At 61.4% G+C, this 15,944-nt stretch carries 18 protein-coding genes; 10 read left to right on the forward strand and 8 right to left on the reverse strand.

The genetic code is table 11. The features are described 5' to 3' along the window. Positions 1-103 precede the first annotated feature (103 nt). Entirely contained in the window at positions 104-478 is a 375-nt protein-coding gene (locus tag ACODSV_RS33365; RefSeq protein WP_003210675.1) for a YajD family HNH nuclease, read from the reverse strand. Positions 479-629: 151 nt separating this feature from the next. Here ACODSV_RS33365 and ACODSV_RS33370 point away from each other — a divergent pair, with 151 nt between their 5' ends. Continuing rightward, entirely contained in the window at positions 630-1,550 is a 921-nt protein-coding gene (locus tag ACODSV_RS33370) for a ParB/Srx family N-terminal domain-containing protein (RefSeq protein ID WP_069075440.1), read from the forward strand. Between the two features lie 132 nt (positions 1,551-1,682). On the opposite strand, the gene ACODSV_RS33375 is transcribed toward ACODSV_RS33370, so the two are convergent. Then, the gene (locus ACODSV_RS33375; protein ID WP_024074052.1) at positions 1,683-2,369 is read right to left on the reverse strand and encodes a spermidine synthase; all 687 of its coding nucleotides are present in this window, start codon (positions 2,367-2,369) and stop codon (positions 1,683-1,685) included. A gap of 78 nt (positions 2,370-2,447) precedes the next feature. On the opposite strand from ACODSV_RS33375, the gene ACODSV_RS33380 reads away from it, so the two are divergent. Beyond that, positions 2,448-2,726 (forward strand): hypothetical protein, encoded by a 279-nt coding sequence (locus ACODSV_RS33380; RefSeq protein WP_041160864.1) that lies wholly within the window; start codon positions 2,448-2,450, stop codon positions 2,724-2,726. Here ACODSV_RS33380 and ACODSV_RS33385 read toward each other — a convergent pair. Then, a complete protein-coding gene (locus ACODSV_RS33385; protein WP_024074054.1) occupies positions 2,723-3,196 on the reverse strand; it encodes a cyclic nucleotide-binding domain-containing protein in 474 nt (157 codons plus the stop codon). The two genes, ACODSV_RS33380 and ACODSV_RS33385, sit on opposite strands and share 4 nt — an antisense overlap. A 66-nt stretch (positions 3,197-3,262) precedes the next feature. Further along, positions 3,263-5,317, reverse strand: a complete 2,055-nt coding sequence (locus tag ACODSV_RS33390; protein ID WP_093235542.1) for a S9 family peptidase — start codon at positions 5,315-5,317, stop codon at positions 3,263-3,265. A 21-nt stretch (positions 5,318-5,338) separates the two neighbouring features. On the opposite strand from ACODSV_RS33390, the gene ACODSV_RS33395 reads away from it, so the two are divergent. The 3 genes from ACODSV_RS33395 to ACODSV_RS33405 are packed head-to-tail and all read left to right on the forward strand — an operon-like array spanning position 5,339 to position 7,236. Then, positions 5,339-5,875, forward strand: coding sequence for a hypothetical protein (locus ACODSV_RS33395; protein WP_024074056.1), 537 nt, complete (start codon positions 5,339-5,341; stop codon positions 5,873-5,875). Between the two features lie 30 nt (positions 5,876-5,905). Next, positions 5,906-6,682, forward strand: coding sequence for a class II glutamine amidotransferase (locus ACODSV_RS33400; RefSeq protein WP_024074057.1), 777 nt, complete (start codon positions 5,906-5,908; stop codon positions 6,680-6,682). An 11-nt stretch (positions 6,683-6,693) separates the two neighbouring features. Continuing rightward, entirely contained in the window at positions 6,694-7,236 is a 543-nt protein-coding gene (locus ACODSV_RS33405) for a DUF2937 family protein (RefSeq protein ID WP_024074058.1), read from the forward strand. A gap of 123 nt (positions 7,237-7,359) precedes the next feature. Here ACODSV_RS33405 and ACODSV_RS33410 read toward each other — a convergent pair whose 3' ends face one another. Further along, on the reverse strand, positions 7,360-8,274 hold the full coding sequence (locus ACODSV_RS33410) for a LysR family transcriptional regulator (RefSeq protein WP_024074059.1): 915 nt from the start codon (positions 8,272-8,274) through the stop codon (positions 7,360-7,362). Between the two features lie 175 nt (positions 8,275-8,449). On the opposite strand from ACODSV_RS33410, the gene ACODSV_RS33415 reads away from it, so the two are divergent. From ACODSV_RS33415 to ACODSV_RS33430, 4 genes are all read left to right on the forward strand, one after another. Further along, on the forward strand, positions 8,450-9,190 hold the full coding sequence (locus ACODSV_RS33415; RefSeq protein ID WP_024074060.1) for a 5-oxoprolinase subunit PxpA: 741 nt from the start codon (positions 8,450-8,452) through the stop codon (positions 9,188-9,190). Next, positions 9,187-9,891 (forward strand): 5-oxoprolinase subunit B family protein, encoded by a 705-nt coding sequence (locus ACODSV_RS33420; protein WP_024074061.1) that lies wholly within the window; start codon positions 9,187-9,189, stop codon positions 9,889-9,891. The genes ACODSV_RS33415 and ACODSV_RS33420 overlap by 4 nt, the downstream gene beginning before the upstream one ends. Beyond that, complete coding sequence (locus ACODSV_RS33425) at positions 9,888-10,796, forward strand: 5-oxoprolinase subunit C family protein (RefSeq protein WP_150055156.1); 909 nt, start codon at positions 9,888-9,890, stop codon at positions 10,794-10,796. Before ACODSV_RS33420 ends, ACODSV_RS33425 begins: the two co-directional genes overlap by 4 nt. A gap of 120 nt (positions 10,797-10,916) precedes the next feature. Beyond that, a complete protein-coding gene (locus tag ACODSV_RS33430) occupies positions 10,917-11,456 on the forward strand; it encodes a hypothetical protein (RefSeq protein ID WP_069075437.1) in 540 nt (179 codons plus the stop codon). A 37-nt stretch (positions 11,457-11,493) separates the two neighbouring features. On the opposite strand, the gene ACODSV_RS33435 is transcribed toward ACODSV_RS33430, so the two are convergent. From ACODSV_RS33435 to ACODSV_RS33445, 3 genes are all read right to left on the reverse strand, one after another. Continuing rightward, positions 11,494-12,672, reverse strand: coding sequence for a vWA domain-containing protein (locus ACODSV_RS33435; RefSeq protein ID WP_024074064.1), 1,179 nt, complete (start codon positions 12,670-12,672; stop codon positions 11,494-11,496). Then, positions 12,672-13,517 carry an AAA family ATPase gene (locus ACODSV_RS33440; RefSeq protein ID WP_003210690.1) on the reverse strand — a complete coding sequence of 282 codons (846 nt, stop codon included), beginning with the start codon at positions 13,515-13,517 and terminating at the stop codon, positions 12,672-12,674. The genes ACODSV_RS33435 and ACODSV_RS33440 overlap by 1 nt, the downstream gene beginning before the upstream one ends. 117 nt (positions 13,518-13,634) lie before the next feature. Further along, positions 13,635-14,711, reverse strand: a complete 1,077-nt coding sequence (locus ACODSV_RS33445) for a DUF748 domain-containing protein (protein WP_024074065.1) — start codon at positions 14,709-14,711, stop codon at positions 13,635-13,637. A gap of 126 nt (positions 14,712-14,837) precedes the next feature. Here ACODSV_RS33445 and cysK point away from each other — a divergent pair, with 126 nt between their 5' ends. Next, a complete protein-coding gene (gene cysK, locus ACODSV_RS33450) occupies positions 14,838-15,812 on the forward strand; it encodes a cysteine synthase A (RefSeq protein ID WP_024074066.1) in 975 nt (324 codons plus the stop codon). Positions 15,813-15,944: the final 132 nt, after the last annotated feature.

Below are 15,944 nucleotides of genomic sequence, written 5' to 3' on the forward strand. Positions count from 1 at the left end.
GGCTGGTTTTGGGGCTGCTGCGCAGCCCAACGCGGGGCAAGCCCGCTCGCCACAAATAGATAGCGCTGTGCCCGCCACAACAAGCCTGCTCACCACAAGGATTTCAGTCGTCTTTCTTCATCAACCCCGCCAACGCCGCAAACGGGTTGTGCGTGGCCTTGGCAATCGTCGGGCTGCTGGTGGAGCCTTCGCCGAAGTACTGCTGGTCGGTGTAGCGCGAGTGTTCGTTGTCGTGGCAATACAGGCAGAGCAGTTCCCAGTTGGAGCCGTCCTGGGGATTGTCATCATGATTGTGGTTACGGTGGTGTACGGTCAGTTCACTCAAGCGTTTGCCGGCGAACTCACGGGCGCAACGGCCGCACACGTGGGGGTACATTTTCAGGGCTTTGTCGCGGTAGCCCATTTCCCGGTCGCGTTGGGCATCGGCAAGGATGCGGTCCAGCTTGGCGGTGTGGGAGGGCGGGTTGGTCGAGCTCATCATGGCTCCTGGCTGTTTGGTGGGTCACGGATAGCGTTGATTCTAGCCGCTTGCGGGGCAAATGACCGCTGGCTTTTTCAGCAACCGTACAGCCTGGCGCCGGCGATCGTTTGTAGTATCGGTTCACTCAATTCATAAGGATCTGAAACCTATGCGTTTACCTACATGGACAGTTGCACTTCTACTCTGCGCCCTCACGGCGCAAGCCCAGGCGTTCTCCACGCCCAAGCCCGGCCAGGTGATCGAGGTGGCCCTCGACCAGTTGCACCCCACCCAGGCCGTGGTGGGGTTCGACCAGATCTACTACAGCCTGGGGCTGTTTGCCGACAAGCCCGCCAAGGTCTTCGATGAGTACTGCGAAACCAATGGCCAGGGCGAGGCCGACAAGGTGCCCGGCAAGGCTGACCTGCACCAGCCCGACAGCTTCACCTGCAAGGACCCAGTGGGCACCCATCCCGAGGACATGAAAACCGTGGTGGTCGGCCCAGCCGGGCAGCTGTACCTGACCGACGGTCACCACAGTTTCACCACCTTGTGGGAAGTGCCCGGCGGCGGCCCGCGCTTGAAGATGTGGGTCAAGGTCACTGACGACTTCAGCAACAGCCCGAACATGGCGAGCTTCTGGCAGCGCATGGAAGCGGCCCGCAAGGTCTGGCTCAAGGACAACCAAGGCCAGACCCTGCCACCGGAGCAACTGCCGGCGCACCTGGGGTTCAAGAACCTGCAGGACGACACCTTCCGCAGCCTGGTGTATTTCACCCGCAAGGCCGCCTATGGCAAGCCGGATGCTGGGGAGATCGCGCCGGAGTTCCTGGAGTTCTATTGGGGTAACTGGCTGCGCACGCAGGTGGACCTGGGCCAGTACAACCTGAACAAGAAAGGCGGCTACAAGGATGCCATCGAAGCGGTGGCCAAGCGCATGGTCAGCCTGGCGCCGGGTTCACAGGTGGGGGATAGCGGCTTTACCGCCCATCAACTGGGCGGCATGCCCCAGTTGGACCGCGATGAGCTGGAGAAGACCTTCGACAAAAAAGTGCCGTATGTGATCGATTACCGCAAATCCCACCACTGATCGGGGATCAAAAATGTGGGAGGGGGCTTGCCCCCGATGGCGGTCTATCAGTGCCAGGTGCAGTGACTGATCCACCGCTATCGGGGGCAAGCCCCCTCCCACATTGGATTTTCAGCGTTTGGTTAATGGTGCTCAGCCCTTGAGCTTTTCCGCAATCCAGATGGTGTGCCGGGTGCCCTTGTTGCCATGGGCGAATACCTGCACTTCCTCGGCCTTGAAACCGGCCTTGCGCAGTTTGTCGCTGAACAGCTTGTCGGCACTGGCCGACCATACGGCCAACACGCCCTTGGGCCGCAGGGCCTTGGCGCAGGCCGCCAAGCCACCGGCGGAGTAAAGCCAGCTGTTGGCTTTTTGCGTGAGGCCTTCGGGGCCGTTGTCCACATCGAGCATGATCGCGTCAAAGCCCTGGGGCTCGGCCTGCAGCACCTTGGCCACGTCTTCCAGGCGAATCAGCGTGCGCGGGTCGAGCAGTGGGCGCCCGGCTTTTTCCCCCAAGGGCCCGCGGTTCCACTCCACGACGCCCGGTACCAGTTCAGCCACCACCACCTCGGCGGTCTTGCCCAAATGCTTGAGCGCCGACGCCAGGGTGAAGCCCATGCCCAGGCCGCCAATCAATACCCGCGAACCGGGGCGGCCGGCGACTTTGCGGCAGGGAATTTCCGCCAGGGCGTCTTCGGAACCGTGCATGCGTGTGTTCATCAACTGGCCGCCGTCACCGCCCTGGATCTTGATGACAAAATCTTCACCGTACTCGAACAGGCACAAGGCACCGCCGTTATCGGGGATCGGGGTGGTGTCGAGCAGAACGAAACGTTTCATGGAAATCTCATTGGGAAGGGCATTCTTGCGCGGTTGGGAGTAGCCTTACGACATTCCGGTCAGGCCATGGAGCCATCGATGAAGTGCAGCATTCTAACGGTCATTGTGTTGAGCGCGCTCGCATTGGGTGCGGCGCAGGCTCAGGAGTTGCAAACCGTACCGGTCGCGCCAGCGCCAACCCCAGGCGCACCGGGCACCCCGACGCCGACGTTGTACCCGCAAGTCACCCCGCCGGCCGTGCCCAAGACCAACGGCTCCCCCGCCTTGGCGCCGATCGTATTGCCGACGCCGCCGAAGGACCAGACGGTGCCCGGCTTGCAGCAGAACGACAGCAAGCCGAAGTCGCCCGGCGGTTAAAACTGTTGGGACAGTAATTGCCCATCGGCCATGCGCAGGCGCTTGGACAACGCGATGGCGATTGCGCGGATGATCTTTGCCGCCACACGGGGCGTTTCATTGAGCATCTTTTCCAGGGCGTCCTTGCCCAGGCTCAACAAGACGCAGTCGCTGGCGGCCACGCAGCTGGCGGAACGTCGCTCGCCGTCGAGCACCGCCATTTCACCGAAGGCCCGGCCACTGCGCAGGGTGGCGATGGTCAGGCGTTGGCCATTGTGGTTGGTTTTCTGTACCGCCACCTGGCCACTGTGGAGGATGCACATGAAGGTGCCAGCATCGCCCTCGAGGAAAATCACCTCGCCCTCGGCAATGCTGCTGATATTGAAGTAGCCGGCGGCGACGTGAAAGTCTTCCGGCAACAACGGGTCGAACAGGCCGCAGTCCATGAGCATGTCGCGGATTTCGGTGTTCATTAGCGTCGGTAGTGCCATGGCTGCAATCTTGGTCCATCAAAGGTGGCGGTCCTGTGTTCAGACAGGACCGCTCCGCGAAGTTCCTTACACCAGCCCCAGCACCTTGAATACAAATGCATATTCGAGTGCTACGTCACGAATTCCCTGGTAGCGACCGCTCATCCCGCCGTGGCCGGCGCCCAGTTCGGTCTTGAGCAGCAGCAGGTTGTCGGAGGTGGCGGTCGCCCGCAGCTTCGCCACCCACTTGGCCGCTTCCCAGTACTGCACGCGGCTGTCGTTGTAGCCAGCGATCACCAGCGTGGCCGGGTAGGCCTGGGCGCTGACGTTTTCGTACGGCGCGTAGGCCTTGATGCGTGCGTACACCTCGGGCTCCTCGGGGTTGCCCCACTCGTCGTACTCGGTGATGGTCAACGGCAGTTCCGGGTCGAGCATGGTATTGAGCACGTCGACGAACGGCACTTCGGCAATCGCCGCCTGGAACAGCTCGGGGCGTTGGTTGAGCACCGCGCCGATCAACAGGCCACCGGCACTGCCGCCGCTGATCACCAGTTGCTGGGCGGTGGTCAGGCCCTCGGCGATCAGGTGTTCGGCACAGGCAATAAAGTCGCTGAAGGTGTTCTGCTTATGTTCCTGCTTGCCGTTGCGATACCAGGCTTCACCCAGCTCGCCGCCGCCGCGCACATGGGCAATGGCGAACGCCACGCCACGGTCCAGCAGGCTCAGGCGGGCGTGGGAGAACCACGGGTCGAGGCTCTGGCCGTAGGCGCCGTAACCGTAGAGGTACAGCGGCGTCGGCTTGCCGAGTTGGTCGCGCTTGACCACCAGGCTGATCGGCACCTGGGTGCCATCGGCGGAGGTGGCCCACAGGCGCCGGCTGACGTAGTCATCGGCGTTGAACACGCCGAGTACCGGGGTTTCCTTGAGCACCTGCTGCGCGCCGCTGGCCAGTTCCAACTGGCGGACCTGGGCCGGGCGGTTCAGGGCTTCATAGCGCAGGCGGATCTTGTCGCTGACGAATTCCAGGCTGTTCTGGACGTAGAGGCTGTAGGCGGCGTCGGGTAATTCCACGCGATAGGCCGGCACGCCTTGGGGGTGCACTTCGATCACCGGCAGGCCGCCGATGCGCAGGCTCAGGGTCATGGCGTAGGCGTTCAGGCTGACGCCGTCGAGCATCACCTCGTCGCTGTGGGGGATCAGGTTCTGCCACTCATCCTCGGTCGGCACGTCGCCAATGTCGGTCGCCACAAACAGGGCGTAGTTGATGCCATCACGGTTGCTGCGGATAAACCAGGTCCACGCGCCATTCAGTTGGCCGTGGTCGACATCGTATTCATGGTCCTCGACCCGTGGTGCCAGGCAGGTGAAGTCCAGGTGCGGCTGGTTGGCGTCCAGGGCCCAGATTTCGCTGGTGGTCTTGCTGCCCAGGGCCAGCAGCAACTGGCGCTCTGAGCTGGAGCGGTAGCAGTGCAGGAAGAAACGCCCGTCGGGCTCATGGAACACTTCCTGCGCGGCCGTACCATCCAGGCGGTAGCGATACAGCTTGTGTGGGCGGTGGGTGTCATCCAGCTCGCCGAAGAACAGGGTCAGGCTGTCATTGGCCCAGGTCATGCTGCCGTCGCAGTTGTCGAACGCCAGTTCGCTGACTTTGTCGGTGGCCAATTCCTTCACGTACAGGGTGTAGATCTCTTCGCCATTGGTGTCGAGGCTGTAGGCCAGGCGCTGGTGGTCGGGGCTGATGCTGAACGCGCCGAGGGAGAAGAAGCCACCGTTGGCCAGGGCGTTGGGGTCCAGCAGCAGCTCTTCGCTGCTGGCGTCCACCTGGTTGCTGTCGTCGGCCGGGCGGCGGCAGCGGTAGTGGCGGGCATACTCGTCACCGGCGGTGGTGCGTGTGTAGTACAGGTACGGGCCCCAAGGGGAGGGCAGCGACAGGTCGGTTTCGAGGATGCGCCCCTTGATCTCCTCGAACAGGGTTTCGCGCAGGGCCTGCTGGTCGGCGAGTTGGGCTTCCAGCCAGGCGTTTTCGGCCTTGAGGTAATCGAGCACTTCAGCGCTGTCACGCTCTTGCAGCCAGGCGTACGGGTCCTGGCCTGGGGCTTTGCGGGCAATCGGGGCGGCAGTGATGTGGGTCGATGAAGGCATGGATCACTCTCTGTCTGGCGGATGGTGGCAGCCATTGCAGCCGCGACACGCAAAAGCCGTTATCATAGCCGCCTGTTTGCCTACGTTGCCATGGACACCATGACCGAGAACGACTATCTGACCGCTTGGGGCCTTTACGCCTTCGCCGCTTTGGGCTGCCTGTTGGTGTGGTGGCGCATGACCCGCTGGATCTGGCGTTGGTTGCGCGAGCCGCTGCAATTGCTGATGGCGGTGCTGCTGTTCAGCCCGACCATCGTCGATCCGGTCAAGACCCAGTTCGCCCCGGCCGTGGCCATCACCGCGATGGACCTGGTGCTCAAGGTCGGCAATAACGCCTGGCGGGCCGTCTCCGATCTGTTCATGTACACGATGATCGCCTTTGGCGTGTATATCGTCATCGTGTTGATCCGTTGGCCCATCGAGCGTGCCGCCAAGGCCCGCCGTGAGCGCAAGGCCGCGGTCGATGCCGCCTTGGCTGCCGAGCCGGAAGACGAAGACGATGAACCGTTCCGTCGCCCGGCGCCGGTGAGCGGTATGCGGGTCGAACCGCGCCTTTAACGTAGTCCGCCCTGCAGCGAGAGCCCTGGCATGTGTGAATTATTGGGCATGAGTGCCAACGTCCCCACCGATATCGTATTCAGCTTTACCGGGCTGATGCAGCGCGGCGGGCGCACCGGGCCCCATCGCGACGGTTGGGGCATTGCCTTCTACGAAGGCCGTGGCCTGCGCCTGTTCCAGGACCCGGCCGCCAGCAGCGAATCGGAAGTCGCGCTGCTGGTGCAGCGTTATCCCATCAAGAGTGAAGTGGTGATCGGCCATATCCGCCAGGCCAACGTCGGCAAGGTGAGCCTGGCCAACACCCACCCATTCGTGCGTGAACTGTGGGGGCGTAACTGGTGTTTCGCCCATAATGGCCAGTTGGCGGACTTCAACCCGCGCGCCACGTTCTACCGCCCGGTGGGTGATACCGATAGCGAGGCGGCGTTCTGCGACCTGCTTAACCGCGTACGCGAGGCATTCCCGGAGCCAGTCGATATTGAGCAGATGCTGCCGGACCTGATCGCCGCCTGCGCCGAATACCGCAGCAAAGGCGTGTTCAACTGCCTGCTCAGCGATGGCGACTGGTTGTTCTGCTACTGCTCGACCAAACTGGCGCAGATCACCCGGCGCGCCCCGTTTGGCCCGGCACGCCTGAAAGATGTCGACGTGATTGTCGATTTTCAGGCCGAAACCACCCCCAATGATGTGGTCACGGTGATTGCCACCGAGCCGCTGACCGACAACGAAAACTGGACCCGCTACGAACCGGGCCAATGGAGCCTGTGGCGACGCGGTGAATGCGTCAGCCAGGGCATTACCGAGTAGGGACATCGATTATGTTGCTCAGCTATTTGCGACTGGTGCTGTTTGCCATTGGCTTGTTGGTCGGTGTGCAAGTGCCGGGGTTTATCAACGACTACGCCAAGCGCGTCGAAGCCCATCTGATCGAGGCCCAGACCGGCCTGCGCGGGTTTGAGTCCACTGCGCAGCAGTTCTTCAATGGCGACTTGCAGGCCTTGGTGGCCCACTACCGCGCCAGCGACGACCCGGTGTTCCAGAGCGATGCCAAGAGCCTGGGGGCGATGCTCGATCGCCAGGTGGCGTTGGACAAGCAATTCCAGGCCATGCAAGGCCCGTGGTACATCCGCGCCCTGCAAGTGGCGGTGGCCGCCGACCCGGATATCCGCCTGGAAACCTGGAACGGCTACAGCTACCAGATCCTGCTGACCCCCGAGGCCATGGGCTGGGGCCTGGGTGGGGCGATGTTGCTGTCGTTTGGCCTGGAGTGCCTGTTCCGCTTGATCGACTGGGTGGTGTTGGGCGGCAAGCGCCTGCGTCAGAGCCGGCCGATTGAAGAGCGGGACCTCAAGGGCCTGTAACGGTCACCGCAAGTCTAAATGTGGGAGGGGGCTTGCCCCCGATGGCGGTGGTTCAGTCACTGATGTATTGGCTGACACACTGCTATCGGGGGCAAGCCCCCTCCCACATTGGATTGGGTTCCTTCAGTTGCTCAGCACCATCCGCTCTTCGCCAACCTCTTCGGCATACCTGGCCACCACCTTCTGGCACAACCCCACAATTTCCTCCACCAACTCCACCCCCACGCGCCACGACACCACCACCTGCAAGTTCGGCAGTTTCTGCGCCATGGGCAACATCACCAATTCACCGCGTGCCAGTTCTTCGATGACCAGCACGGGGGGCAGTGCGCCAATCCCGAAGCCATCGCGCAGCAGGCGGGTAATCGCCGACACCGAATTCACACAGTTCATCCGTGGCGCGGCAACGCCATTGGCCTGCATCAGGCTGAGCACGTCCTGATGGGGGTGGGAGTTTTTCGAGTAGGTGATGATGCGTTCCTGGGCCAGTTCGGCGAGGGAAGCGTAGTCTCGGTTGTAGATCGATTGGCTGGCGACGATCCAGGCCATGGGGTGGCTGGCCAGTTCCAGGCTGCGCACGGTCTCCAGGCGGAGCAGGTCAGTTTGCAGGATCAGGTCGAGGAAGCCTTTTTGCAGCTGATCGCTGAGGTTGAGTGCGGTATCGGCGATCAATTCGATTTCCACCCGGGGGAACTGGTCCATCAATTCGGCGACCAATGGGCTCAGCCAGGTGTGGATCACCGTGTCCATCGCGCCGATACGGATGCGCCCGACCTTGCTGCTGGTGGTCTCCAGGGACTGCTTCAGGCCCTGCATGGTCACCATCATCTGCTCGGCATAATCGAGCACCTTCAAGCCTTCCGGGGTCAGGCTCACGCCCCGCGAATCACGCAGAAACAGCTTCACCCCCAGTTCGCTCTCCAGCACCGCAATGCGGCTGGAAATCGAGGCCTGGGTGGTGAACAGCTTCTCGGCGGTCAGGCGAAAACTCTTGAGCTTGGCCACCCAGACGAAGGTTTCGAGGAACTTCAAATTCATGGGATCAACTTTTTCTTATGCATGGATCGGTTTTTATTAGTTGGACGCCGCACCGGGCAAACGCCAAAAATCGAGCCATTCCACGATAAGCGTCGTTGGGGTATCAGGACAAGTTGCGAGTTCTGTGTAAAAAATCCCACACTACAAAAAAACAAAGCCTACAGGAGCAACCACCGTGAGCCGCCTGCTATTGAACTGCGACATCGGCGAAAGCTTTGGCAACTGGACCCTGGGTCTGGATGCCGAGGTCATGCCGTTCATCGATTGCGCCAACGTGGCTTGCGGTTTTCATGCCGGCGACCCGAGCATCATGCGCAAGACCGTCAGCCTGGCCCTCAAACACGGCGTACAGGTCGGCGCGCACCCGGCGTACCAGGACCTGCAAGGTTTCGGCCGCCGTTCCATGGCCTACACCCCCCAGGAAATCCAGGACCTGTTGCACTACCAGATCGGCGCGCTGGAGGGCATCTGCCGCGCCCAGGGCGGGCGTGTCAGTTACGTCAAACCCCATGGCGCGATGTACAACGACATGATGGCCAACCCGGCGCAGTTGCGTGCAGTGATCCAGGCCGTGGCCGCCTACGGCGACCTGCCGCTGATGCTGCTGGCCACCCGCGACAACAGCGCGGCCCAGGCGCTGGGTGACGAATACGGGGTGATCCTGTGGTTCGAGGCGTTCGCCGACCGTGCCTACGATCCCAACGGCCATCTGGTTTCGCGTCAATTGCCGGGTGCGGTGCACCACGATCCGGAGGTCATCGTCCAGCAATCCTTGACCCTCTCCCGTGGCGAACCCCTGACCGCCAGCGACGGCAGCCCCTTGGTCTTGCAGGCCAATACCCTATGTGTGCACGGTGACAACGCCAGTTCGATCGCCGCCGTGCAGCGCATCCGCGAGGCATTGAAGTCAGCATGAAGCCACGGATTGAAGTGGTGGCGATCGACTGCCTGATGGTGCGTCTGTTCGAGGTGATTGCCGAAGCCAACATGCCGTGGATGCTCGCCGCCACCCAGCGCTTGCGCAGCGGTTTTGGCACGGCGCTGGTGGATCTGGTGCCGTCCTACACCACCTTGATGGTGCATTACGACCTCACTGCGTTGAGCCCGGCGCAAGCACGGGGATTGATCGACCAGGCGCTGACCGACCTGCAACCCCAGGCCCAGGGCAGTGGCCAGTGCCATGTGCTGCCGGTGTGGTATGACCTGAGCGTCGGGCCTGAGCTGAGCTTGCTCAGCCGGCGCAGCGGCCTTTCGGTGGAGGATGTCATCCGCCGCCACAGTGCCCACGAATACCAGGTATTTGCCCTCGGCTTCGCTCCCGGTTTTGCCTTTATGGGCTTAGTGGACGAAGCCCTCGCCACTGCGCGTCTCAACACCCCGCGCAAACGCGTGGCGGCCGGCAGCGTGGGCATTGCCGAACGGCAAACCGCCGCCTATCCGGTGGTCTCCCCTGGTGGTTGGAACCTGATTGGCCGCACCCCGGCCAAGTTGTTTGACCGCGAGCGCGACGGCTACAGCCTGATGCAACCGGGCGACACGGTGCGTTTTGCCGCCGTCAGCCACGCCGAGTTTATCAACCTGGGTGGCGATGACACGCCGTTGGAGGCGCAGGCATGAGCCGCTTGATCATCGAGGCCAGCACCCCGCTTTGCCTGTTGCAGGACGCCGGACGTTTTGGCGTGCGCCACCTGGGCGTGACCCAGGGCGGTGCGCTGGATTGGGTGTCGATGTCCTGGGCCAATTGGCTGCTGGACAATGCGCTGGATGCGCCGGTGGTGGAAATTACCCTCGGCGGCTTTACCGTACAGGCCGAGGAATATTGCTTGCTGGCCTTGGCCGGCGCGGACCTGGGCGCCTACATCGATGAGCGTGCGATCAGCCCTGGGCGCAGTTTTATCCTGCAAAAGGGTCAGCGTTTGCGCTTTACCCAACCGTTCAGCGGCGCGCGGGCATACCTGGCTGCACCGGGTGGGTTTGATGCACCGGATGTGCTGGGCAGTTGCGCCACCGTGGTACGGGAGGAACTGGGTGGCTTGAACGGCTTTGGCGAGGCGTTGGCCGAAGGCGCGCGGTTGGCCTATTCCGGTACCGGCGGAGCGATGAAAGTGCTGAGCACGCCGGCGTTGCCAGCCAAGGCGCCGCTGGATGTGATCGTCGGCGCCCAAATTGGTCAGTTCAGCGGCCAGAGCCTGTTTGATGCCTTCAATACCGACTGGACTCTGGACAGTCGCGCCGACCGCATGGGCATGCGCTTGCTGGGCACGCCGTTGCAGTACCAGGGGCCGTCACTGATTTCCGAAGGGATTCCGTTGGGCGCGATCCAGGTGCCGCCGGATGGGCAGCCGATTGTGTTGCTCAATGATCGGCAGACGATCGGCGGCTATCCGCGCCTGGGCGCGTTGACGCCACTGGCGTTGGCGCGCCTGGCGCAGTGCCTGCCGGGGGAGAAGGTGAGGCTGGCGCCGGTGGTGCAGGAAACGGCGCATCGGCAGCAGGTGGATTTTTTGCGCCGGTTCATTTGAGCGCTGTTATGGCGCCCGAATGACGGTCAGGATTAGTCTCACATGCCTGATGGGCATTGCCGTCTTGGTTCGAGTGGGTGCATGTGGAAGTCTTAGTGCTTCATTCACTAGGGTTCCAACATGCGCTACTTGAAAATCTATGCACAGGATGTCCTCGATAATGATGTGCCCGATGTGGTCAGTCTGGAGTTTCATGACGATACCCACACCCCGACTCTCGTCCGGCAGGCCACGGCCTTCGATATTACCGATGACGGGCAGTTGGATTGGGTGATTGCCGATGATGTGAACCAGGACGGCGTCATCGATGCCGTCGACCGGGCACTGGCAATTGAACTGGCCCAATTGTTTGTTGAGTTCAATTGGTTCAGCCTCGACGCACCTTTCGACAAATACTTAAAGGTGTTTGCCCGTGACTTTGGCGGCAACGGCATACCCGACACCGTGCGTCTGCACTTTCACCAGGGCGAGGGCGCACCTACGGATGAAAGCATTGTCTACACCGCGGCGATTTACGGAGACGACAATGGCCTAGGCAGTGTTTCGATCAATCAGGATGTCAATAATGACGGCAAGGTCACCCACAAGGATGCTGAATTGCTCAAACAGTTTTCCGCGCTGTTTCTGAAGTTCGGTTGGATCGACGCCGAGCGCTGCTGAAAGCAAACCTGTAGCTCCGAGGGCTACAGGTTGCCGACTACTTCGACAAAAACCGCATCCCTTCTTCCAGCCCGCGAAGCGTCAACGGATACATCTGATCTTCCACCAGCTCCCGTACAATCCCCGTCGATGCCGTATAACCCCACGTATCCTTGGGATACGGGTTAATCCAGATCAGCTTCTTGTACTTGGCCATGAAGCGCTGCATCCACACATACCCCGGCTCTTCATTCCAGTGTTCGACGCTGCCGCCGGCCTGGGTAATTTCATACGGTGCCATCGACGCATCGCCGATAAAGATCACTTTGTAGTCGGCGCCATACTTGTGCAGCAGATCCTGGGTGGAGGTGCGTTCCGACGTGCGGCGCTGGTTGTTCTTCCACACCGACTCGTACACGAAGTTGTGGAAGTAGAAATACTCCAGGTGCTTGAACTCGGTCTTGCACGCCGAGAACAGTTCTTCGCAGATTTTTACGTGGGCATCCATCGAGCCGCCGATATCGAACAGCAACAATAGCTTGATGGTGTTACGCCGTTCCGGGCGCATCTGGATATTCAGCAGCCCGGCATCGCGGGCGGTGTGGTCGATGGTGCCGTCGATATCCAGCTCTTCGGCAGCGCCCTGGCGCGCGAACTTGCGCAGGCGGCGCAGGGCGATCTTGATATTGCGCGTACCCAACTCGACCTGATCGTCGAGGTTCTTGTACTCGCGCTGATCCCAGACTTTTACCGCCTTGCCCTGGCGCTTGCCAGCGTCGCCGACGCGAATGCCTTCAGGGTTGTAGCCGCCGGAGCCGAACGGGCTGGTACCGCCGGTGCCGATCCACTTGTTACCGCCGGCGTGACGTTCCTTCTGTTCTTCCAGGCGTTTCTTGAACGCTTCGATCAGCTTGTCCAGGCCGCCCAGGGACTGGATCTGCGCGCGTTCTTCGTCGCTCAGCGAGCGCTCGAATTCCTTGCGCAGCCAGTCTTCGGGGATCAGCGCCTGCAGGTGGTCGTCGAGCTTTTCCAGGCCGTTGAAATAGGCGCTGAAGGCGCGGTCGAACTTGTCGAAGTGCCGCTCGTCCTTCACCAGGATCGCCCGGGCCAAGTAGTAAAACTCGTCCATGTCGGCGAAGGTCACGCGCTGCTTGAGCGCGTTGATCAGGTCGAGCAGCTCGCGCACCGACACCGGCACCTTGGCGGCACGCATCTCGTTGAACAGGTTGAGCAACATTAGCGATTACCGCGACGGCTCATGAACGCCAGACGCTCCAGCAACTGCACGTCTTGCTCGTTCTTGACCAAGGCACCGGCCAGGGGCGGGATGGCCTTGGTGGGGTCGCGCTCGCGCAGCACCGCTTCGCCGATATTGTCGGCCATCAACAACTTGAGCCAGTCCACCAGTTCGGAGGTGGAGGGCTTTTTCTTCAGGCCCGGTACTTTGCGCACGTCGAAGAACACGTCCAGCGCTTCGCTGACCAGGTCTTTCTTGATGTCGGGGTAGTGCACGTCGACGATCTTTTGCAGGGTGGTGCGGTCGGGGAAGGCGATGTAGTGGAAGAAGCAGCGGCGCAGGAACGCGTCCGGCAGCTCTTTTTCGTTGTTGGAGGTAATGATGATGATCGGGCGTTTCTTGGCCTTGATGGTCTCGTCGATTTCGTAGACGTAGAACTCCATCTTGTCGAGTTCTTGCAGCAGGTCGTTGGGGAACTCGATGTCGGCCTTGTCGATTTCATCGATCAGCAGGATCACCCGCTCTTCGGACTCGAAGGCTTCCCAGAGCTTGCCCTTCTTCAGGTAGTTGCGCACGTCGTGCACCTTGTCCACACCCAGCTGCGAGTCGCGCAGCCGGCTGACCGCGTCGTACTCATACAGGCCCTGGTGGGCCTTGGTGGTGGACTTGATGTGCCAGGTGATCAGCTTGGCGCCGAAGGATTCGGCCAGTTGCTCGGCGAGCATGGTCTTGCCGGTGCCCGGCTCACCCTTGACCAGCAACGGGCGCTCCAGGGTGATGGCAGCGTTGACGGCCAGTTTCAGGTCATCGGTGGCAACGTAGGCCTGGGTGCCTTCGAACTTCATCGGTCATTCCTCGAATTCATCAATGCCCGGACTATACCGCGCGGCCCCGGCGACTGTGAACGCAGACGGGTTATTCAGTCTCTGAATGGCGGGTCACACATTCATTAGGCGCGTGGTTCAGTCAGCACTGGGCTTGGGCTGTTCATAGCGTGCGTTGAATGCTTGGATAAAACCGTTACGCAAAATCGCCAAAAATGCAGAGAACGCGCTGACATTTTGCTGATGCACGCTGCCACTGAGTTCCACGCGGGTGGCGAACTGGTTCTTCGCCTGGTTCTTCAGCACGGTCTCGCTGGTGCCCACCACGGCCTCCCAGATCGAACGAAAGATGTTCTTGTCCTTGTTCTCCACATCCTGCTGCCAGTCGAAGACCTCTACATCACGCAGCAGCGGCTTGATGTACCCGGTCAATTGGCCTTTTTCCGCCTGGGCCTCGATCACCACATCCCCGGTACCGGCCTTGAAGTCGAACTTGCCATAGGCCGAGGCGAAGTCATTCATGCGCTTGAGCTGCAAGTCCCTGGCGCGAAAGCGAAACTCGAAATTCTCGAAATTGCTCAGCGGGTCGAAGGTGGCGGTGGCTTCCAGCGGGGCCTGGCCTTGCAGCAGGGCCTTGCCGTCGAACCGCGCGTCGCGCCGGCCTTTGACGTTCACCACATTGGTCAGGTTGTAGAAGCTGGCGTTGACGTCGGTCGCGTCGATCTTCACTACGGGTTTGGAACTGAAGTTGTGGAAGGCGATCTTGCCGTCCTCAATGCGCACCTCATCGAGGGTGATGGGGGCCAACTTACTCAGCTGCTCGCGCCAGTCGGTGCCTTTACCGGTCTGGGAGGCTTGCTTGTTGGCGCCGCCGTCGACGAAGTTCACTTCGGGCTGGATAAACAGCACTTTGGCCACCACCGCGTGGTCGTACCAAAGAGAGTGCCAGCTTACTGCCAGGTCGATCAGCGGCGCCTTGACGAACGGGACGGGCACCTTGCCGTCGACCTTGATGATCTCAAGGCCGTTGATCCTGTACGCGCCACGCCACAGCGCGAGGTCCACGTCGGTAACCTGGCCGCGGTAATCGCCCATGTCGGCGAGCTTGTCATTCAGGTAGTTACGCACCAGATAGGGCAGCGCGATGCTCACGGCGACCAGGACCACCAGTAATCCGGCAATGGTCCAGAGTGGCCAGCTGTAGCGACGTTTCATGGGGCAGTTCTCCTTGCGGGTAGGAGATGGACTGTTGGGACACGCGCAACGTTCCTCTGACTGGACGCTTGGCGGCACGAGGCATACCCTTGGAACCTTTCTTGAAATCGCCCAATAGGACCCGCCATGAGCCGCATTTTTGCAGACAACGCGCACTCCATCGGTAACACGCCCCTGGTTCAGATCAACCGTATCGCACCGCGTGGCGTGACCATCCTGGCCAAGATCGAAGGGCGTAACCCAGGTTATTCGGTGAAGTGCCGCATTGGCGCAAACATGATCTGGGACGCCGAAAGTACCGGCAAACTCAAGCCGGGCATGACCATTGTCGAACCGACTTCCGGCAATACCGGTATTGGCCTGGCCTTCGTCGCCGCGGCCCGTGGCTACAAGTTGGTGTTGACCATGCCAGCGTCCATGAGCATCGAGCGGCGCAAAGTGCTCAAGGCCCTGGGTGCCGAACTGGTGTTGACCGAACCGGCCAAGGGCATGAAGGGCGCGATTGAGAAAGCCGGCGAAATCCTCGCCAGCGACCCGGCCAGCTACTTTATGCCGGCCCAGTTCGACAACCCGGCCAACCCGGCGATCCACGAGAAAACCACCGGCCCGGAAATCTGGAACGACACCGATGGCGCCGTGGATGTATTGGTGGCGGGGGTGGGGACGGGCGGCACCATTACCGGTGTGTCGCGTTACATCAAGAACATCGCGGGCAAGCCGATCCTGTCGGTGGCCGTCGAACCCATGGTGTCGCCGGTGATCACGCAGGCGCTGGCCGGTGAAGAGATCAAGCCCAGCCCGCACAAGATCCAGGGCATCGGCGCCGGGTTCGTGCCGAAAAACCTCGACCTGTCGATGGTTGACCGTGTGGAACTGGTGACCGATGAGGAATCCAAGGCCATGGCCCTGCGCCTGATGCAGGAAGAGGGCATCCTGTGCGGTATTTCCTGCGGCGCGGCCATGGCCGTGGCCGTGCGCCTGGCGGAAAAACCGGAAATGCAGGGCAAGACCATCGTGGTGATCCTGCCGGACTCCGGTGAGCGCTACCTGTCGAGCATGCTGTTCAGCGATTTGTTTACCGACCAGGAAAACCAGGCTTGATGTGATCGCCTGTGGCAAGTAGATGGGTTTATTGTGGGATGAGCAGGCTTGTTGCGGCGAGCCGGCCTGTTGCGGCGAGCAGGCTTGTTGTGGCGAGCGGGCTTGCCCCGCGTTGGGCTGCGTAGCAGCCCC

The sequence above is a fragment of the Pseudomonas sp. FG86 genome, assembly GCF_057808775.1.